This is a genomic window from uncultured Megasphaera sp., from assembly GCF_900539295.1.
Lineage (GTDB): Bacteria > Bacillota > Negativicutes > Veillonellales > Megasphaeraceae > Megasphaera.
The window spans coordinates 1-20,537 of the sequence record NZ_UQBH01000023.1 but is presented as its reverse complement, the minus strand read 5'-3'; the positions used below and the strand labels follow the sequence as shown (position 1 = coordinate 20,537).

At 46.3% G+C, this 20,537-nt stretch carries 17 protein-coding genes and 1 pseudogene; 4 read left to right on the top strand and 14 right to left on the bottom strand.

The features are described from left to right. The first annotated feature begins 112 nt into the window (after positions 1–112). Complete coding sequence (locus QZQ46_RS08080) at positions 113–997, top strand: AraC family transcriptional regulator (protein WP_308566072.1); 885 nt, start codon at positions 113–115, stop codon at positions 995–997. A 237-nt stretch (positions 998–1,234) separates the two neighbouring features. On the opposite strand, the gene QZQ46_RS08075 is transcribed toward QZQ46_RS08080, so the two are convergent. Further along, positions 1,235–1,837, bottom strand: coding sequence for an AAA family ATPase (locus tag QZQ46_RS08075; protein ID WP_296828699.1), 603 nt, complete (start codon positions 1,835–1,837; stop codon positions 1,235–1,237). 28 nt (positions 1,838–1,865) lie between these two features. After that, a complete protein-coding gene (locus tag QZQ46_RS08070) occupies positions 1,866–3,260 on the bottom strand; it encodes an MFS transporter (RefSeq protein ID WP_296828697.1) in 1,395 nt (464 codons plus the stop codon). A gap of 400 nt (positions 3,261–3,660) precedes the next feature. On the opposite strand from QZQ46_RS08070, the gene QZQ46_RS08065 reads away from it, so the two are divergent. After that, positions 3,661–4,380 (top strand): YitT family protein, encoded by a 720-nt coding sequence (locus QZQ46_RS08065; RefSeq protein WP_296828694.1) that lies wholly within the window; start codon positions 3,661–3,663, stop codon positions 4,378–4,380. Positions 4,381–4,616: 236 nt separating this feature from the next. Here the strand turns inward: QZQ46_RS08065 and QZQ46_RS08060 are convergent, their stop codons facing one another. From QZQ46_RS08060 to QZQ46_RS08040, 5 genes are all read right to left on the bottom strand, one after another. Next, positions 4,617–5,231, bottom strand: coding sequence for an AAA family ATPase (locus QZQ46_RS08060; protein WP_296828692.1), 615 nt, complete (start codon positions 5,229–5,231; stop codon positions 4,617–4,619). Positions 5,232–5,435: 204 nt separating this feature from the next. Next, positions 5,436–6,323, bottom strand: a complete 888-nt coding sequence (locus QZQ46_RS08055; protein WP_296828690.1) for a DMT family transporter — start codon at positions 6,321–6,323, stop codon at positions 5,436–5,438. Positions 6,324–6,478: 155 nt separating this feature from the next. Further along, complete coding sequence (locus QZQ46_RS08050) at positions 6,479–7,900, bottom strand: MFS transporter (protein ID WP_296828687.1); 1,422 nt, start codon at positions 7,898–7,900, stop codon at positions 6,479–6,481. Positions 7,901–8,058: 158 nt separating this feature from the next. Beyond that, the gene (locus QZQ46_RS08045) at positions 8,059–8,940 is read right to left on the bottom strand and encodes a TIM barrel protein (protein WP_296828685.1); all 882 of its coding nucleotides are present in this window, start codon (positions 8,938–8,940) and stop codon (positions 8,059–8,061) included. 14 nt (positions 8,941–8,954) lie between these two features. Next, complete coding sequence (locus QZQ46_RS08040) at positions 8,955–10,082, bottom strand: Gfo/Idh/MocA family protein (RefSeq protein WP_296828683.1); 1,128 nt, start codon at positions 10,080–10,082, stop codon at positions 8,955–8,957. 219 nt (positions 10,083–10,301) lie between these two features. On the opposite strand from QZQ46_RS08040, the gene QZQ46_RS08035 reads away from it, so the two are divergent. Further along, a complete protein-coding gene (locus QZQ46_RS08035) occupies positions 10,302–11,135 on the top strand; it encodes an AraC family transcriptional regulator (protein WP_296828680.1) in 834 nt (277 codons plus the stop codon). Positions 11,136–11,592: 457 nt separating this feature from the next. Here QZQ46_RS08035 and QZQ46_RS08030 read toward each other — a convergent pair whose 3' ends face one another. From QZQ46_RS08030 to QZQ46_RS08015, 4 genes are all read right to left on the bottom strand, one after another. Then, the gene (locus QZQ46_RS08030; protein ID WP_296828679.1) at positions 11,593–12,195 is read right to left on the bottom strand and encodes an AAA family ATPase; all 603 of its coding nucleotides are present in this window, start codon (positions 12,193–12,195) and stop codon (positions 11,593–11,595) included. A gap of 1,123 nt (positions 12,196–13,318) precedes the next feature. Next, entirely contained in the window at positions 13,319–14,722 is a 1,404-nt protein-coding gene (locus QZQ46_RS08025) for an MFS transporter (protein WP_296828677.1), read from the bottom strand. Between the two features lie 91 nt (positions 14,723–14,813). Continuing rightward, positions 14,814–15,761 carry a sugar phosphate isomerase/epimerase gene (locus QZQ46_RS08020; protein ID WP_296828674.1) on the bottom strand — a complete coding sequence of 316 codons (948 nt, stop codon included), beginning with the start codon at positions 15,759–15,761 and terminating at the stop codon, positions 14,814–14,816. Positions 15,762–15,806: 45 nt separating this feature from the next. After that, on the bottom strand, positions 15,807–16,937 hold the full coding sequence (locus QZQ46_RS08015; protein WP_296828672.1) for a Gfo/Idh/MocA family protein: 1,131 nt from the start codon (positions 16,935–16,937) through the stop codon (positions 15,807–15,809). A 166-nt stretch (positions 16,938–17,103) separates the two neighbouring features. Here QZQ46_RS08015 and QZQ46_RS08010 point away from each other — a divergent pair, with 166 nt between their 5' ends. Then, positions 17,104–18,030 (top strand): AraC family transcriptional regulator, encoded by a 927-nt coding sequence (locus tag QZQ46_RS08010; RefSeq protein ID WP_296828670.1) that lies wholly within the window; start codon positions 17,104–17,106, stop codon positions 18,028–18,030. A 271-nt stretch (positions 18,031–18,301) separates the two neighbouring features. Here QZQ46_RS08010 and QZQ46_RS08005 read toward each other — a convergent pair whose 3' ends face one another. The 3 genes and pseudogenes from QZQ46_RS08005 to QZQ46_RS10595 all read right to left on the bottom strand — a co-directional run. Beyond that, positions 18,302–19,315: a Gfo/Idh/MocA family protein gene (locus tag QZQ46_RS08005; protein ID WP_296828668.1), complete on the bottom strand. Its 1,014-nt coding sequence runs from the start codon at positions 19,313–19,315 to the stop codon at positions 18,302–18,304. 37 nt (positions 19,316–19,352) lie between these two features. Next, complete coding sequence (locus tag QZQ46_RS08000; protein ID WP_296828666.1) at positions 19,353–20,186, bottom strand: sugar phosphate isomerase/epimerase; 834 nt, start codon at positions 20,184–20,186, stop codon at positions 19,353–19,355. Positions 20,187–20,434: 248 nt separating this feature from the next. Further along, a pseudogene (locus QZQ46_RS10595) lies at positions 20,435–20,537 on the bottom strand (sugar phosphate isomerase/epimerase); the annotation flags it as partial.

Sequence of the window (20,537 nt, the reverse complement as noted above, 5' to 3'; positions counted from 1 at the left end):
TTTTCTTTACATTGCAGCTCCATACTGCAAACAAAAAGGGCCGGTCTCTCCGGTCCTTTTTTTGTTATCTGCAGATTTTTTAGCCGAATCATTATCTATATCCATGTCTTAGATGACATTATTTTTTTGGAAGGTTCAGGTATATCGCATGCTGCAATATTTCTATAAGAATGAATACCACCCTATTCTTGACCCCGGATATATTCCCAAGCCGGAATATATCTGCCACGTCGGAAGCGACAATTCTCATATGCCCCGTACAATGCATTCCCACGACAACCTCATTGAAATTTTATTGGTCTATGAGGGAGCCGGAATCTATATTATCGACCAAAAGCGCTACACCGCAAAAAAAGGGGACCTCATCCTCTACAACAGCAAAGTCGTCCATGACGAATTCGGCGGAAGCGGCAATAATCTTTGCACCTATTGCCTGGCGATCAGCAATCTGAAACTGACTCATTTAGAAAAAAACAAAATCATTGACGATAAGTATTGCCCGGTCGTAAGCTGCAAAGACTCCTTCGACGATATACTCCAACTGTTTCAGCTCATCGAAAAAAACCGCGACAACAAGCATACGACGGAAATCACCCTTCCCTTAGCCGTTGCGCTCGTTGCTAAAACGAAGACCATTATCGATGAAAATGCCGTACTGATGCAAAATGACCATTCTCCATTGACCCAAAAAGTCATCCAATATATCAACGAACATTACAAAGAAACGCTGCGGCTCAGTGACTTGGCCGCTCACGTCGGTGTCAACGAATACTACCTGTCCCATTTCTTTAAAAATGATGTCGGCTTCTCACCGATGCAGTACGTCATTCTTCGACGCATCGGCGAAGCTCAGAATCTACTCATAAACACCGATATGAGCATTACCAACATAGCCGTCAGCGTCGGCTACAACAATTCCAATTATTTTCAAAATGTATTCCGGAAAACCTTCGGCATGACACCGGGAGAATACCGACAAAAGTGGGTCAAACCCTAGACTCGAAATAGCCTCGAGTCAAGCGCTGCACCAAGGCAGTTCCTATTTTGGGTTCCTACGCACCGCTTACCAATCGTAACTCAAGGTAAACAAGCACTTTCCAAAGACGTCAAGGGACGGATGACTGCATCAAACAGCCATCCGTCCCTTTTCTTTTTAGGCGACCGGCTCATATCATGCAAAAACCCATCCTTACATCAGTAAGGATGGGTTTCATCAGACACGGGAAGCCATGTTTTATTCTTCGTTTTCCTGCCGAAGCTTAACGTATTTAATAATCATGTCGGCAGCATTTTCCAAGGAGAGCTTACTGACGTTGATCATCAAGTCGTAGTGCCGCGGATTACCCCACTCTTGGCCCGTATAATAGGCATAGTAGCGTTTACGTCCCTTATCTTCTTCATCCAGTTCCTTTAACGTCCGTTCGCCGTAATGGGTCTTAGCCCGTTCGAGACGGAATTCGTCATCAGCATAGATGAAGAAGGAGTAAACATGCGGCTGATCCCGAAGGATGTAGTCAGCGCAGCGGCCTAAAATGACGGCGCTTTCCCGTTCCGCGATTTTCAGCAGTACTTTGGCCTGTTCAATATACATCCGGTTGTGGGTCGGAACGCGTTCATAGGCAAAGTCGCCGAGGTTTCCCAAGCAGTTTTCCGGGTTATTATAAGAACGGTCCAACAATTCATTGATATCTTCACCATCATAGACGTGTTCAGCAGCCATGGCTACAATATTTCTGTCGTAGCATCGGAATCCCAATTTTTTGGCAACAATGGACGCGACTTCTTTACCGCCGCTGCCATATTGCCGTGTAATCGTAATTAAGGTTTTTTCTTTCATACAATACACCTCCTATAGAAAAGTCGGCTTATAATTCGCCTTTTGCTTCGCGTTGTACCAAGTCATTCATGATCGTCGGATATATCTTATCTAACTTGTAGAAATAAAGGACGCCGATGAGTACAACCCAAACAAACAGAGGCCCAATTTCGTATAAGCGAACGATCATCTGAATAGCACTTTCCGGCTGTACAGCACTGCCGGTCGTCGACGAGATGTAGCCGGCCAAAGCCAGGAGACTCGTCAAAATAGCATTAGTAAGACCAGAACCGACTTTCGTCCCAACAGAACCGCCGGAGAAAATCAGACCTTCTTGACGCATATGGAATTTCCACTGACCGTATTCTACGACGTCGCCAAGGAAGCCGAAGATAACCGACTGTACCGGAGCGAAACCGATGCCGCGGATAATGCAGCTGAAGACGACCCAGTTGAAATCAAGCGGATTCAGCAAGAAAATGACATGACCGATAAAGCAAATCAGGACGCCGGCCAAGGACATGTTACGCTTCCCAAAACGGCGCAGCAGCATCGGGCTAAAGACAAGCATAACAAAGATCGTAATCAATGTTTCTACTAAATACAGCACACTATAAACAGTATCGTTGTTAAATACATATTTGCAATAATAAGGAAGTACTGTCCCGGTAATGCAGAAAATAACGTTCTGCATCATCCAAATCGTCATGGCAGCCCAGAAGTATTTATTAAGGGCAATACATTTTAAAGACTTCATGATGGGAATTTTAGTTTCTGCTTTTTTCCGAGCGTCAATGACAACCGTTTCCTTGCACTGACTAAAGCAAAGGAGCAGTAAAGCCAAGGCCAATACAGCCCAGATAGACATAACTTTAACCCAAGCTAATTGGGAATCGCCAAAGATTTTTACTAAAGGCAGGGTTGCCGATACGGCAAGAATACGGCCGATAGGGGATAAGGACATACGAATAATCGAAAGCATATCCCGTTCCTTAGAAATACGGGTCATCATGGCCGACAAACTGCCATAAGGCAAATTCAGTGCCGTATAGCAAACGGTCGTACATAAGTTATATGTGACAAAGATATAGGCAAACTGCATTAACGGAGTTGTCTGTGGAACCGTATATATAAGGACGATTGAAATAGCAAACGGAATACTCATCCACAGAATCCAAGGTCTCGATTTACCCCATTTGGAATTGGTTTTTTCTACGACAAATCCCATTATAACGTCGGAAAAACCATCGAAACAACGAGAAATCAACATAACAATACCGACTACAGCTGCATCAATGCCGGCATAGTCCGTATAGAAGAAGGTTAAGATGGACATGCCACCCCAAACAACATTTTGCGCCGTATCACCCAAGGCGTAAGAAATACGAGTTAACCAAGACAGTTGGCCTTGATTGGGTACAGGCGTGCTTACAGAAGCGTTCATAGTGCGTACCTCCAATACTAAATTTGATATGATTTTGATACCGTTCCATGCATGTGTTCCATGTATCTGCTTTATACATGTATATTATAAGTTCATATTCCCCATTACATCTACAAAAAATTGCTCTATCTTTCAATGTGTTTTTTTATGTCTTCATAAATCGTTCAATTAACAATGGGTATTTTAAGGTAATATTCAAGAGTCATGCATGCACTTTTAACATCGTCTACACTATCTTGCTTATTTGTAAAAATTTTTCGCATTCATTCCCTTTTTATTTTCCATCACTTTACATTAAATTCAACCAAAACAACATACAAAACAAAGCTATATGGTGTTATAATATACCCATCATAATACCCATATATAACCATATCGGGTTTCGGAGGAATTTTGAACAATGAAAGTAAATCATTTGAGCATCAAAAGCACACACAACAGACTTTATCATCGCCTATCTGATACGCCCTTGCTTCGCCGACGACTGATGGCCAATATTTTTGCCATCAACGCCATGTGTCTGGCAACGTCCCTTCTGAGATTGAGCAATTTAGGCACTGATCCCTATGCCTGTATGAATCTCGGTTTCAGTCTTCTAAGCGAGCTTTCTTTCGGCACCTGTACGGCCATCGTCTGTTACACCTTATTCATTCCCGTTCTCTTATTGGGGCGGCAATTCATTAAAGCCGGCACGATTATCTATCTTCTCTTACTCGGTCCCTTATGTGACGTGTACAGTTTTTTACTGTTCTCTATTGTCGGCCAGCCGGAATCCGTTCTGCTGCCAGCCCGCATCTTCATTCTCATCTCCGGCATTCTGATTTCATGTATAGGCACCGCCTTCTATCTTTGTTCGAACATTGGCCTCGGTCCTTACGATGCACTGAACTGGATCATCGAGCATCGAAGCAATAAAAAAATTCCCTATAAGTGGGGTCGTATTGCCTGCGACGCCATATGCGTCACCATCGGCTTCCTCTGCGGCAGCGTTGTCGGCGTCGGTACCGTAGCCTTGGTCTGCTGCACCGGTCCCATCGTCTCCTTCTTCAACCGCCATGCCGCCGTCCCCATCATCTACGGCAAAGGAGCCGTAAATCCCCTGGAAAAGCAGGTTTCGTAATCATATCATTTCATCTTATTATAATTCGCGCCAGGTGAAAAATCGCAAAACGGAAAGCTCCCTGAGTTAGTTGTAACTCAGGGAGCTTCTTTTTTTACCAAACACTGTACTGACTGCAGTAGAATCCGTATCGATGATGCTTTTTGATCCGTCCCCTTCAAGCAACATGGAATTTTATGATGCCTCATATCGGCCAAAAGGGAACCGGTCAAGCCGGACGGTGTACTCTTTTTCTATTAATCCTTTTTTTCGGAAGCCTCATTCTGGCGAAGCTCGATATAGGAGATGATGAGGTCTGCCGCAGCTTCAAGGGAAATCTTGCTGGTGTTGATCATGAGGTCGTAGTTCTGCGGATCGCCCCAGGTACGGCCCGTATAGTACATATAGTACTTCTCACGATGCTTGTCCTCTGCGTCGAGGTCTTCGATCGTATGATCGGCATAATGGGTCTGGGCGCGATTCTTACGGAATTCATCATCAGCGTAGATGAAGAACGAGAATTCATTCGGATGATCCTTGAGGATGTAGTCTGCGCAGCGGCCGAGGAATACGGCGCTGCCTTCTTTGGCAATACCCAGGATGACTTTTGCCTGTTCGATATACATGCGGTTGTGCATCGGCACACGGACGTAGGCGTAATCGCCGAGGTTGCCCATGCAGTTCTCCGGAGCATTGTACGAACGCTCGATGAGATCGTGGAAATCGTTCTCTTCGCCGATATTCTGTGCAGCCATGGCGACGACCTTGCGGTCATAGCGGCGCACGCCCATTTTCTTGGCGACGAGGTCAGCGACTTCCCGGCCGCCGCTTCCGTATTGGCGCGTAATCGTGACAAGCGTGTTTTTTTCCATAATACATACCCTCTTCCTTCTAAATTTTAATGCAGCCGGCCCCTTCCGAAGAATCGAGCCGGCTGTATCTGACAATCAATCTTAGAGTTCGCCTTTTGCTTCACGAGCTCCCAGCAAATTTATAAAGAAATAAATCAGAAAACCCGTCTTCAAAAGATACAGGTTGGCTCGGCGATTTCGCGTCAAAACAAGATCAACCCGTCTTTATTCACCAGAATGACTGCCGGACAGCCTTTTTTCTACCGTTCTGACTTTCGCCCGAGCCGTGACGACGGTGTAAATGCCCGCCATGATCATGACCATCCCCAAGAGGATATGCAGCGTCATGGGCTCGTCGAGGAAGATGATGCCGCCGACGACGCCGACGACAGGCACGGCCAGCACGGCAACTGACGCTTTGCTGACCTCAATATGCTGCAGGATCCAGCTCCAGAGGAAAAAGGCCAGGGCTGAGGCGAGCACGCCGTTATAGAGCAGACAGAGGATGGATGCTTGGTTCCAGATGACCGGTCCCTGGGGCACAAGCGTCGTATAGATGAACAGCGTCACGGCCGCACAGACCATCTGCCAGGCCGTCAGGGAAATAGCGTTGACATCAGAAAGCTTGAGCTTGACGAAGATGCTTGCCAGCCCCCAAAATACCGCACTCAAAAGGCCGATCAAAATAGCCGTAACGTCGCCGCCGGCCTGTATGTCCATGAGGACGACCATGCCTGCAAGCGAAAGAATGATGCCGGCCCCCTTGCGCCACGTCAATTTCTCACCGAGCAGGAAGTGTGCCATGACCGCCGCAAAAATAGGCATGCTGTAGTTGAGCACCGAGACCATACCTGCGCCGAGCGTCACCATACTCGTCTGAGCCGCAATATTATTAAGTCCCATCTGCAGGACGCCGGTGAGAAAAATCCACGGCCAATATTTTTTCTTGGGCAGCGGCAGACCCAGCCAGCGCCAAACCGCCAGCAAAACAATGGCACCGAACAAAAAACGATAGGCTACAAAGGTAATGGGCGGAAAAAACGTATTGGCTGTCTTCATGACGACCCAATTCATGCCCCAGACCAGATAAATCATCAGCAGAGCCTTAACCAAGGGAATCCCCTCTTTCCACAAAAAATCGACTTACTCAATATACTCTTTATCTTACCACAATCATATCAAAAAAACAGTGACTATCTTGCGGAAAAATAGCATAAAAGCAACAAGACCGCGCCGTCAGAGCAACGGTCTTGCCGAAAGTATACCTATTAAGCTTCGCCTTTTTGAGCTCTGTCTACGAGATCGTTCACAATGCGCGGATATAGCTGATCCAGTCTGTAGCAGTAAAGGATGAAGATGACGATGGCCCAGATGATAAGGGGTCCAATTTGGTAGAGACTCACAATCATATCAATGGCACTCTGCGGCTGGGTAGCCGAAGCCGTCGCCGAAGAAACATAACCGGCATACGATAAAAGACCGGTGAGCAGGGCGCTGACAAGGCCGCCGCCAATTTTATTGCCAACAGAACCGCCCGAGAAAATCATGCCTTCTTGGCGGATATGGAATTTCCACTCGCTATAGTCAACGACATCGCCAAAGAAACCAAAAATAACGGAATTCAGCGGAGCGAAGCAAAGTCCGCGGATGAAGCAGCTGAACATGACCATGTCGAAGCTGTAGGGACTCAGCAGATATACGAGATGACCGAGAAAAGCCAGAATGATGCCGTACAGTGACATATTGCGCTTGCCAAACTTGCGCAGGAGCGTCGGGCAGAACAACATCGTCGCAATAATCGTCGTAAACGTTTCAACGAGGAACAAAATGCTGTAAAGTGAATTATCGAAGAAAATGTATTTGCAGTAATACGGAAGGACCGTACCGGTAAGCAGTGCGATGCAGGCCTGCATCGTCCAGAGTCCCGTGGCCATCCAGAAGTATTTGTTGAGGCCGAGAGACTTTAAAGTAACTTTCGCCGATATCTTCTCCACCTTTTTCTTAAGTGAAGGTTTAACCTTTTCCTCACATTTATAGAAGCACAGCAGCAAGAGCAGCAGCGCTACGACAGCCCAGATACTCATGACTTCAATCCAGGCCATCTGCGTGTCACCAAAGAGCTTGATCAGCGGCAAGGTCGCGGATACGGCGAGGATCTTTCCCAGCGGGGACAGCGTCATACGCGTAATAGAAAGCATGTCACGTTCTTTAGAAAGGTGCGTCATCAAGGCAGAAAGGCTGCCATAGGGCAGATTCATAGCCGTATAGCAAATCGTCGTACAAAAATTATAAGTCACGAAGATATATGCAAACTGCAGGGCCGTCGAGCCTTGCGGTACCATATACAGCAGTACGATAGAAAGCGCAAAGGGCAGGCTCATCCAGAGAATCCAAGGCCGTGCCTTGCCCCATTTCGAACGAGTACGTTCAACGATAAAGCCCATGCAGACGTCCGAAAAGCCATCAAAGCAGCGTGAAATCAGCATAATCATGCCGACAAGGGCCGGATCGACACCGGCATAATCGGTGTAAAAAAACGTCAAGATACTCATCGCACCCCAGACAACATTCTGTGCTGTGTCGCCAAGGGCATACGAGATGCGGGTAAACCAAGATAAGGTGTCTGAATAATGCTGCACCGCCGGGGCGGCAGGTCCGGCTTGCCCTGTTTGTCCTGTTTGTCCTGTCATTGAAATTCCTCCTTTAATACCTATCTGTGAATAATCAGGTTATATTTTGATGAATTCACCGAATTTTGCCGAAAAAGAAAGCCTTCCGCGAATTTGGGAAGGCTTTCCCGCCATTACGGGATTCATTTATGGGTATGGGGAATAAAAGGGGGTTACTATTAGCGGAAGCCGGCAGCACGCAAGTTTTCGCGGCCTTTTTTAGCCAGCTTGAGCGGAATATCAAAAGATTTTACCGGGAAAAGGTCCTGTTCGACGACGCACCAACCGTTGTAGTCCTTTTCTACCAAAGCATCGTAGAATTTTTTGAAATCAATGCTGCCATTGCCGGGTTCAACCATGATATTTTCCGTTACGGCCTTGGCAAAGGACCAATGTTCTTTATCCATCTTGGCCTTGACGTCCAAGTCGCAGTCCTTGATATGGATGTAGGGAATGCGGTCGGCGTGCTTCTTGTAGAAGGAAACGGGTTCACCGCCGCCATAGACGTGATGACCGGTATCGAGGCAGAGCACGACATCCGTATCCTGCAGCAGACGTTCAATCTGAGCTTCGGTCTGGATATGAGAATCGACATGGGGATGGAAAGTGCCGATGAGGCCGTAACTTGCTACATGGTCAGCCACGCGCTGAACGTTGCCTGCATAGCGTTTCCATTCTTCATCCGTGAGATCCGGGTTCATGGCGATCTCACCGGTTTCGAGATCCGTATACATCGGCGGCAGCAGTACGATGTACTTTGCCTGAGCAAAATTCTTGAGTACCGGAGCCATTTCATCGACGGTCTTCATCATGTCCTGTACGGAAGCTTCATCGAGAAAATTGCCGCCGACCGTGCCGGCTACGAGAATGAGATTACGTTTATCGAGCTCCTGTTTGAGTTCAGGTGCCGTGTTAGGGAAATACCCCCACGGGCCAAGTTCTACACCGGCATAACCGGCTTCTGCCATTTCATTAAGGCAGCGGTCCCATGACGGCTGTTTTTCATGTTCGGGAAACCATACGCCCCAGGAATCCGGAGCAATACCAACTTGAATTGCCATTTTTCTTTACCTCCTTACTTTACGTCAACCCATGCATGTTTGTCAGCCGATTCAAGGATTGCTTTGACCGTGCGGTCAATCTTATAGCCGAATTCAAAGTTGCAGGCGTATTCTGTGCCTTTGGTGATGGCCGAGAAGAGTTCATGTGCTTCAAGAATCTTCATGTCATTGTAGGCAATGGAAATGCCGCCGGCTGGCTGGAAAGCCGAATAGCCTTTGTGAAGCGGGTTCAGGAATACCTGACGGAAGCCGCGGTCCCGTTCATCATCGGACTGGAAGTAGACCTGTACTTCTCCCATGCGTTCGAGATCATATTTGACCGTGCCCTTCGTGCCCTGAATTTCATAAGCAAGATAGTTCTTGCGGCCCGTAGCGACACGACTCGAGGAAATCATGCCGGAAGCGCCATTGGCGTATTCCATCATGAAGGAGATGATATCTTCATTTTCAACCTTGGCCATTTCCTTCGAACCTTTGGATTTCGGACGTTCCGGGAAAATCGTACGTTTCATGGCATCGACTTTCGTGATGTCGCCCATGATGAACTGAGAAACAGACAAGAGATGCGAGCCAAGATCGCCGAGAGCACCGCAGCCAGCCAGTTTGTTGATGTGACGCCAGGTAATCGGCAGTTCCGGGTCGAGCAGCTGGTCCTGATCATAGCGGCCGATGAAGAGCATGATATCGCCGAGAGCACCGCTCTGTACGAGTTCACGAACATAGGCATTTGCCGGATTGCATGTATTATTGAAGCCGACGTAGTTGATGACGCCTTTTTCAGCAGCCAATTTAGACAATTCTTCCGATTCTGCCGGAGAAATGGACAACGGTTTTTCACAGTAAACATTCTTGCCGTTTTCAAGGGCAGCTTTAGCGACTTCATAATGGAAGGCATTCGGCGTTGCGATATCGACGAGGTCAATGGCGGGATCCGTTACCAGATCGTGCCAGTCCGTCGTCATGCGGCGGAAACCGATTTTATGCTGCGCAACCTTAGCACTTTCTTCATTGCTGTCTGCTACCATTTCAAAGACAGGTACACCGAAGTCCGGTCCAAAAAGCATCTGTTCATTAAGCATTGCCGTGCTGTGTGCCTTACCCATCCAACCTGCGCCAACGAGGCCAATATGAATTTCTTTCATTTTTTACTCCTCCTTAATATGTATAACTATAATTGCTTGGGGCTTTTGTATTTGGTTTAGCTCCTTACGTTGACTACATTATAGCCTCATGCCAGAAGGAAATCATTACATACAATTCTCACAATCTATACAAAAATTGCTCTATTGATTTTTGTATAACTTAGGATTAAAATGGAAGAAACTTCACGAATCTACTTCATATGATACGAGGTGCTTATTATGGAAATACGCGATAAAGGCGTTGTGCCGCCGTCCTTCATGGGCTTCTCGATTCCTTCAAGCTTTGCCCGGCAGGCACTTTATTACACACCGGAGTTCGGACATTTTTATTGTCAGGATAAATATCATGTCGAACGGCTCCATCTTGACTCATCGCTCTTGATGTTCGTAAAGAGCGGCGCTTTCTACGCCGAAAGCCGCGAGCAAAAAGCCGTCGCACATGCCGGAGAGATTTTGCTCCTCGACTGCCGCTATGCTCATTCTTACGGCTGTCAAGAAACCGGCGACTTTCTCTGGTTTCACTTCCGCGGAGCCGAAAGCATTGCTTATACGGGCTATCTCTTCGAGAAGAATGGACTGCTCTTCACCGGCGAGAATGTTCCCCTCCTCGAGCCGACTTTCAAAAGAGTCCTGTCCATGGGACATTATACGCTCCAGCGGGAAACCGTACTGTCGCACCGCATCGACCGCATTCTCATGACGCTCGCCAATCTGGAAGACCATTCCCAGCCAGTCAACGAAATACTGACCCCGGTCCTGCAGTACATCCAAGAACATTACGCAGAGTCCATAGAACTCGATAGCCTGGCCAATCTCTGCATGCTGAGCTCATCCCACTTCATCCGGACCTTCAAGAAACACCTTGGCTGTACGCCCCACGAATACCTCCTGCAGTACCGCCTGCTCCAATCCAAGCATTTGCTGCAGACCACATCGGACTCCATCGAGGTCATCGCCGAAAAGTGCGGCTTCAACAGCGCCTCCCACTTCGCCCGAGCCTTCAAGAACGTCAATCACATGACGCCTACCGATTTCCGTCATCTCGATTTTTGAGGACAAATACAGAAAAAGGAAATCGTCTTGCCCTCCAGTGAACGGCAGGCCGTCAGGAGATCAAAAACCATACATCGTTATTGTTTCTGCCATCGGTTCCCGTTGGCAGTTTTTTTTCGTTCAAGTAGATTTTTTAATCGTCATTCCCAAGGCCATATTTAAAGACGACATCATCCGTCAGACTTTTTTCGTTAGCAGCTACAGCTATACCTCATCTGCAAGAAAATATTCTGCCAAGATGTCTCCGTACCGCTTCCCAGTCGTCACGAAGTCTTCAGAAGTCTTTGTCCGGATTGACCCTGTTACTTTATTCTATAGCTTCCATAGTCATCCTTTTTTCGTGTTCATTATCAGGATTCCGCCCTTGTTTTATGCAAAAAAATACTCCCTTTCAAGCAGCATGAGATTTCATTTCTCATGTCTGCCCAAAGGGAGTATCCGGCGATAGACGCCGTTTTTATCCTTCTTTTTCCTGCTGCAGCTCAACGTATTTGATAATCATATCGGCGGCCTTTTCCAAAGGAAGGTGGCTGACATTAATCATCAAATCATAGTTCTTCGGATTTCCCCACTCTTGGCCCGTATAATAGGCATAGTAGCGTTTACGACCCTTGTCTTCTTCATCCAGTTCCTTTAACGACCGTTCGCCGTAATGGGTCTTAGCCCGTTCGAGACGGAATTCGTCATCAGCATAGATAAAGAAAGAATAGATATGCGGCTGATCCCGAAGGATGTAGTCGGCGCAGCGGCCTAAGATGACAGCACTTTCCCGTTCCGCGATTTTCAGCAGTACCTTGGCCTGTTCAATATACATCCGATTGTGGGTCGGAACCCGTTCATAAGCAAAATCGCCGAGATTCCCCAAGCAATTTTCCGGATTATTGTAAGAACGGTCCAACAAATCATTGATATCCTCGCCATCATAGACATGTTCCGCTGCCATGGATACAATGTTTCGGTCATAGAAGCGAATACCCAATTTTTTGGCAATGAGCTCCGCTACTTCTTTGCCACCGCTGCCGTATTGCCGGGTAATCGTGATTAAGGTTTTTTCTTTCATGCAATACACCTCCTATAGAAAAGCCTGCTCATAATTCGCCCTTTGCTCTGCGTTGTACCATCACTCATCACCGTCAAAACCATCGAAGCAGCCCTTTCCGGCTGTCCCCTGCCATTCGTCAACAGGATATATCCGCCCATCAAAATGGCATGGTAAGGCCAGAGATACTTTCGTACCGATAGAACTGCCCTAGAAAATCAGGTCATCTTAATGCATATGGAATTTTCACGGAACGTATCAGGACGTCACCACGATCAAGAAGATAACCGATTGTATGGGAGCAGCAGATAACACAGCGAAAGACACCCCAATTAAAGTTCAACGGATTCAGCAAGAAAATGAGATGGCCGACAAAGCAAGACGCCGACTAAGGACCTGTTGCGCTTCCCAAAGCGTCATAATAACATCGGGCTAAAAACAATAGCGATTACTGCTTCTACTAAATATAATACACTATAAACGGTATTGTTGTGAAATACATATTTACAATAATAAGAATGTACTCGTCTCAGCCATGCCATAAATAACATTTTGCATTATCAAAAGGATTATGACTTACCAGAAACAGTCGTTAAATCAATATATTTTAAGGACTCCATAGTCGAAATTTTAACTTCATCTTTTTTCCTGAGCCTCAATGGCAATAATTTTCTTGCACTGGATAAAGGAAAAAAGCATTAGGCTATATTATGAAATTCTGTCAGTCTGTCGAAATCCATTCTACTGTCAAGTCCTTTTTCTTTCTCATGTCGCTTCTTCATAGGCCCGTCCTTCTGCATAGATATAGAATATCGGCCTTGGACCTTACGATGCGTCGAACTGAAGCAGCAAACATCAGAACCATAAAAAAAGCCCCTATAATGGGGCCTATTGCCTGCAGCAGCATCGCCGGCCCGGCCCCATCGTCTCCATTTTAAGTCGTCATATTTCCATGCTCTTTATCTATACAAAGGAGCTATGAATTACTAAAAAACACGTCTCATAATCATATCACTTCACCTTATATTCATGACATGCAAGATTTGCACGCTTTGTACCATTTTCTTTTATTATACTGGCAATGGTACTATTCCTCATCGAACCTGTCTTTCCATGATTGGAAAGACAGGTTCTCGGTTCTTGCTTACATCTCGCCCCGTGCCTCGCGTTCGACAAGATCCCGCATAATTCTCGGGTACTCCTTATCCAATTTATAGACTGCCAGGACTCCTAACAAAATAACCCAGATAATAATCATGCCATACATATAAATATTCACAATCATATCAATGGCCGACTGTGGCTGGACAGCACTGCCCGTCGATGAGACAACATATCCCGACCAGGACATCAGCATCGTAATCAGGGCACCGGTAAGGCCAAGTCCCACCTTGTAACCAATCGATCCGCCGGAAAAAATAAGTCCCTCCGTCCGGATGTGGAATTTCCACTGTCCGTATTCCACGACATCACCCAGAAAGCCAAAGATTACCGAATTGAGCGGCGCGAATCCGACACCGCGAATAAAGCAGCTGAACACTACCCAATAAAAATTCATAGGATTCAGGCAGTAAATAAGATGTCCGACGAGCGCGACGATGACACCTATGAGCGACATCTTGCGTTTGCCAAGTTTCTTCAGCAGTCTTGGGCATATGGTTACAGTACAAAAAATGGTCGTAACCGTTTCCAAAATCATGAGACCGCTAAACAATGAGTCATCAAAGAAAATATACTTGCAGTAATAGGGAAGGATTGTTCCCGTTACCATCTGAATGACGCACTGCATTGCCCAAATGACCATAGTCATCCAGAAATACTTGTTCAAAAGCAGGCATTTGATTGCCCTTCCGATAGGCAGCTTGTCAGCATTTTCTCGCGCCTCGATGACAACCTTTTCTTCGCACTTGTAAAAACATAAGAGGAGAAGGAGCAGTGCAAATACCGCCCATATACTCATGACGATAACCCATGCCTGCTGATTGTCCCCAAACACTTTGATGAGCGGCAATGTAGCAGAAATAGAAATGAGCTTGCCAATCGGTGACAATGCCATGCGCGTAACAGAGAGCATATCCCTCTCCCGAGAACTGCGTGTCATCATCGCGGACAGACTCCCGTAAGGGAGATTCAATGCAGTGTAGCAAATAGTATTACAGAAGTTGTACGTAATGAAGATATAGACAGCCTTCATCAACACTGACCCTTGTGGTACAGTGTACAGCAGAACAATGGAAACACAGAAGGGAATACTCGTCCAGAGTATCCAGGGACGCGATTTCCCCCATTTTGAATGTGTGCGCTCGACAAGAACCCCCATGATAAGGTCAGACACTCCATCGAAGACACGCGAAATCAGAATGATGAGGCCGATAGTAGCAGGGTCGACACCTGCATAATCCGTATAGAAAAATGTCAGTATCGTCATGGCACCCGCTACGACATTCATTGCCGTATCGCCAACGCCATAAGAGATTCGTGTGAACCACGAGAGCCGCTCTTCACCGGCTACTGCGGGCGGCGGACTGGATTGCACTAAATTACCCATAGAAATCACCTTTCATAAAAATGTCAATATCCGTTTGAGTGGTGACACTGCATCATCCACCCAAACGGATATACATCAGAGAAGCGTTAAATCAGTCGTAATCGTTCGGCAAAACATCATGCAGGAAGTTAATCGATTTCTTAATTGCCGTCAGCGCAGGCATGGTCTTATCCTCGATTTCCAAAGAAACCGGTCCATCATAGCCCATCATACTGAGTACGGAGAAGAATTCTTTCCACCAGCGGCGATCTTCTCCATAGCCAAGCGCAACATAGTTCCATGTCCGCTCATTGTAACGGTCAAAGAATTTTGTTTCTAAGCCACCATTTGCAGCAAATTTATGTTTTTCTTTACGCAGGTCCTTAGCATGAACATGGTAAATGGCATCTCCTCCTAGTGCCATTGCCATATCGATGCCATCTCCCCCCATCCACATGTGATGGGACGGATCGAGATTCATGCCGACCATAGGGCCGACTGCTGCTCGCAGTTTCAGTAAGGTTTCAGCATTATAAACACACTGAGCGCCATGGTTTTCAAGTGCAATAGAAGTAATCCCACAGTCCTTGGCCATCTCAGCAGTCTTTTTCCAATAAGGGATGAGGACTTCATTCCACTGATAGTCAAGCATAGTCTGACAACTCATAGGCCAGCAGGTCGTAATCCAGTTTGCCGTTGTATCAGTTGCATTGCCGCCCGGTAATCCCGACATCATGACAATGCGCTTAACCCCTAGCAATTTTGCCAGTCGGAACGTTTTTTCGACAACCTCCTGATGCTGGTGGCCTGTCTCATTAGGCTCCAACTGGTTTCCTGAGCAGTTCAGCGCTTCAAGGACAAGGCCATTCTTATGAATTGTATCCATGTATTTTATACGAGCCAATTCGCTTTCCAGCAGTTCATCCAAGTTGAGATGCGGTGCGTTTGACCAGTTACCGCAGGCAATTTCTAATGACTCGATACCGATTTGCGCGGAAGTCTGTACCATTTCCTCAAAGGAAAGATTTGCCAATCCATCTGTATTTAAGCAAAGTCGCATGATGATTCTCCTCTCTTCCAATAGAGCTTCCTTTTCGTTTTTTTATTATACATTGACAGCTTTTACCTTGGTCCACTGACCGTTCTGCGCCGATTCCAACACGGCTTCCATGACGCGGTCAATCTTTGCAGCAAAGACAAAATCAGCAACCGGCTTCGTACCATTTACAATATTTTCCAACAGGTGATGCTCTTCAATTGTCTTGAGATCCTCGTAGCCAATGCCGATGCCCGGTCCAGCCCAGAACTTGCCGTATTCGCCGTGTTCCGGTGCAGAAATAATATTTTTGAAGCCCTGGTCTCCTGCCGCATCATCGGTATAATAGATATTGATTTCGTTCATACGTTCCAGTGACCAGCGAATAGTACCTTTTGTAAATTGTGCTTCGAACACCTCTGCCTGTTTACAGCCCGGTGCGACGCGATTCGAAGAGATATAACCGATACCGCCATTCTCATAAGTGCAAAGAAATTGCGCGACATCATCATTTTCTACCGGCAGATACTCACCTTTTGCATTTTTACGCTTGTCGTAAACGATTCTCGTCATTCCGGATACAGCCGTAATATCACCCAACAAATACTGCGAAATAGACAGTACATGTGCAGCCAGATCCCCCATCGAACCCAACTTGGAATTGACGGCCAGCATACGCCATGCGTGCGGTGCATCCGGAGTTGCAAGTCCATCGGTATCATATGAACCACGGAAAGAAACGAGTTGGCCCAGGCGGCCCGAGTCAATAACCTGTTTAGCATAGGCAATGACAGGCGTTTTCATCGTATTAAAGCCACAAGCAGCGACAACGCCGCATTCCTTGATGACACGAGCTGCGTCCTCGGACTGATTTCCGTCCATGCCGAGCGGTTTTTCACAATTAATATGCTTACCATGACGCGCGGCCTCCTTAGCAATTTCACAATGCATGTTATTAGGAGTGCAAATGCATACGAGATCCACATCATCTGCCGCAACAACCTCTTTCCAATCGGTCGTGTATCGAGAAAAACCATGGCTATCTGCCAGCGCTTTCGCTGCCGCTTCAACGGGATCACAGACGACCCGTAAATCCACCTTGACGTCCGATTCAAACTGGCACTGATTAACATAAGCGGTTGCATGACTGCGTCCGATGAAACCGGCACCAATCAATCCTACACGAATTATCTTTTTCATATCAATCTCTCCTTTGCAAGTTAAAAAACCTGTATGAATTTTTTAGATGGACTGTATTTATGTCCGTTCTTTGCTATAATTATATTAGCAACACCGCATAACGTCATCAGAGGATGTTGCCGTTTGATTGCAGAATATTGACTATTGTCAAAAGGAGGGAGACACAATGAAGGATGACAACCAGTTTCCAAACCGCTGCAGTATGATCTACGAAGAAAAGACGGTTATGGAGGGAACGATGGTACAAAGCCGGCTTTATCCGGTCATCGCACCGGAAGTACGACATGTGCTCCCCCATGTTTTGGAATTAGGGGCTTATGATGCCGGTTCCCGTTACTGCACAGAGAGAAAAGATTTGCCAATGTACCTGATTGTTTACACACTGGATGGTGCAGGAATCCTATCCTATCGTGGTAAAAAATATACCTTGACAAAAGATACCGCCTTCTGGATTGATTGCCGAGAATATCAGTTTTATCGAACGTCAAAAGAACACACACACTGGCATATTCTCTGGTATCATTTCCGCGGCGGCTCCAGCGATGACTATTATTCTCTCTTTAACCAGGCAAACAATGACTCTCCCGTCATACAGCTTTCTGCGCATACAACAGACGCAGCCGAAATCATGACGCGGATGCTCCATCTGTACGAACACGGTGAAAACACGCTGCTGCAGGACATCACGGCCTCGACGGACTTGGTACAACTGATGACACTGTTCACGCTTTGCAGTCAGCTTCAAAATGATATGTGCCGTATCCCACCAGTCATTCGTGAGGTGTGTCGCTATATTAAGAGTCATTATGCGGAGGAGATCAGCCTTGATTTGCTTGCACACCGTTTTCACATCAATAAATATCATCTGTTACGCCAATTCAAGCGAAGTTACGGCGCAACACCCGGCGAGTACATGATTGCAGTTCGAATCCAGCAAGCGAAATACATGCTGCAAAATACAAACGATACAATTACGGCTATTGCCGAGGCGGTCGGCTATGTCAATACAAGTCACTTCATCAATTTGTTCAAGCAGCACGAGACCATCACCCCGGGTGCTTATCGGAAATCCATGGGAGGTGTAAGTTCATAGAACATGATCACCTTGTGAAAAACGGTTTACAAATTCTATTAAAGATGCCTATATCCGCGGCGTTGACAGCATAAAAACACCACAACATTTCTGTTGCGGCGGCAGGTCTAACTTTTTAGGGTCATATCTTGGTACCAGTATGCACATATCATCAAAAAACAGATTCTATCGTGTCTGAAAACCGTCTTTCATTTTCATTGCACACATGTAAAAAGCCCATCTAGTCGGTCAGCTAGATGGGCTTTTCGTACTATTGTATTATGAAAAGGTATTACTTATAGAAATCCGGGCATTCTTTCAGTTGGATGGGAAGAATTTCGCCGGGTTTTTGCTGTGCTTTTACGCAGATGTCTGCCGTCAAAGCTGCAGCATAGCCGTCCCAAGAGGTCGGGCCGTTGAGGGGACTTCCGCTGTTGATATTATCGAGGAAAGCCTGTAATTCTACGTCGTAAGCTTCGATGAAGCGTTCTTTCCAGTCCATCAAGATCGGGCGCTGGAGAGCTGCATCTTTACGGACCTGTACCGTTGCCGGTTCCGGCAGATAAGCTACGCCGTCTTCACCGACGACTTCGCACTTGATATCATAGCCGTATTTGCAGTTGACGAAGATTTCTACGTCGATGCGAACGCCTTTTTTGGTTTCTACCATGACGATCTGCGGATCGGCCAAGTGATCTGCTGCATATTTCGTCTTGCGGGGATATACGACCTGAGCCGATACGTATTCATCATCGAGAAGCCAATGAAGTACATCGATTTCATGGATCATGGTATCGTTAATAGCCATATCCGTCGAGTAGCGGTCATCGACGACAGGGTTGCGATGAGCGGCATGGAGCATGAGCGGAGCTCCGATTTCGCCTGCATCGATAGCTTTTTTCAAAGCGACGTAGCCGGCATCAAAGCGGCGCATGAATCCGACCTGTACCAAGTGTTTACCCTGTTTCATTTCAGCTTCAACAATTTCCAAGCAGTCATCAGCCGTCGTAGCTAAGGGTTTTTCACAGAAGCAATATTTACCAGCATTTACAGCATCGAGAACATATTCTTTATGTGCCGGACCCCAGCAAGTAACCAATACGGCATCTACGTCGTCTGCATGAACCAATTCATGGCCGTCAGCATAAAATTTTGCCTGTAAGCCAAGGTCTTTAATAACCTGTTCTGCATGTTCCTGATTGATATCGTTGACAGCTACAACAACGCCGCCGGAAAGAGTATTCGTAATTCTCTTAATGTGTTCTACACCAATTCCACCACAACCGATTACACCAATTCGTACCATAATACTGCGCCTCCAATTTTATAAACTATGCTTTTTATTAAAAATTACGTTTGATAACAACTTCAGATTTTTCTTTGCCGATGCGATAAACATCGTCAGGATCCATCTTATAGTATTCCGGACGGAATAATTCTAACGATACGACGTCTTCCTGCCAACCGATGGCTTTCAAGGTCTTGAAAATGCCGTCTAAATCAATGCATCCCGTTCCCGGCCATACGCGGTCTTCATCGAGAAGAGAACCGATGGGGAAATCTTCTGTATCGTTTAAATGAACGATAAAAATCTTTTTGCCGTCAGCTTTGGCCAAGTCTTCCAATTTCGAGCCCATGCCGTGGAAGTGGAAGCAGTCCAAGGTGATGCCGACGTTATCCATGTCTACGTCTTGAATGACGCTCCAGGCTTCTCCAAAAGTGTTGATGGAAGCAGCCGGGTGACCGATGAATTCAACCGAAATACGCATGCCGTATTCAGCAGCAATGCTGCCCATTTCCTTCAGACACTGTACAGCCGATTCATGAATTTCTTGACGAGTTACTTTTTTCAAATCGACAGTCGGAACAGTGATGACGGTCTTGCAGCCGATTTTCTGTCCCCATTCACACATCTGACGCAGTTCCTTCAACACGCCTTGGTATTCTTCCGGCGTCCGGTTGTTGAAAAAGCACAGCGTATTGAAGGCCAACGGTTTTACGTTATGAGTCTGAAAATATTCAGCCAATTCGTCAATCGTATGATCCTTTAAATAATTGGGGATGCCGTCCATGGTGCGCGGCTCAATCATATCGTACCCATATTTTTCACATAAGGCTAAATCTTTTTCCAAACTTGATTTTTCCAAGCAGGTTGCCTGGTTCATGCTCAATTTCATGTCTATCTTCTCCTTTTTTGTAGTGTAGGTTTATTTCCTTTGTTGGTTACAGTATAGGCATTTTTTGGCCTAATTACTTTATCATTCTTGCTCGTTTTCTATAAAAATGACCGAGATAAATAGGACTATTTGCAGTTTTCTGCAAGGTAAAATCAGGCATCAAAAAAAGATACTGTCCAGAGGTGTCTTTAACCTCTTAGACAGTATCTTTTTCAGAATCCGAGCGCCCTCGCATTCAAGGGTATATTTTATCGATTCAAGAGTTCTCGTTCAATCCGTTCACGAGCTGCCGGAGCCTGGACTTCCATCTTTTCGGGGAACCCGAAGTAGGAGACGCAGGCAATGGTGTCG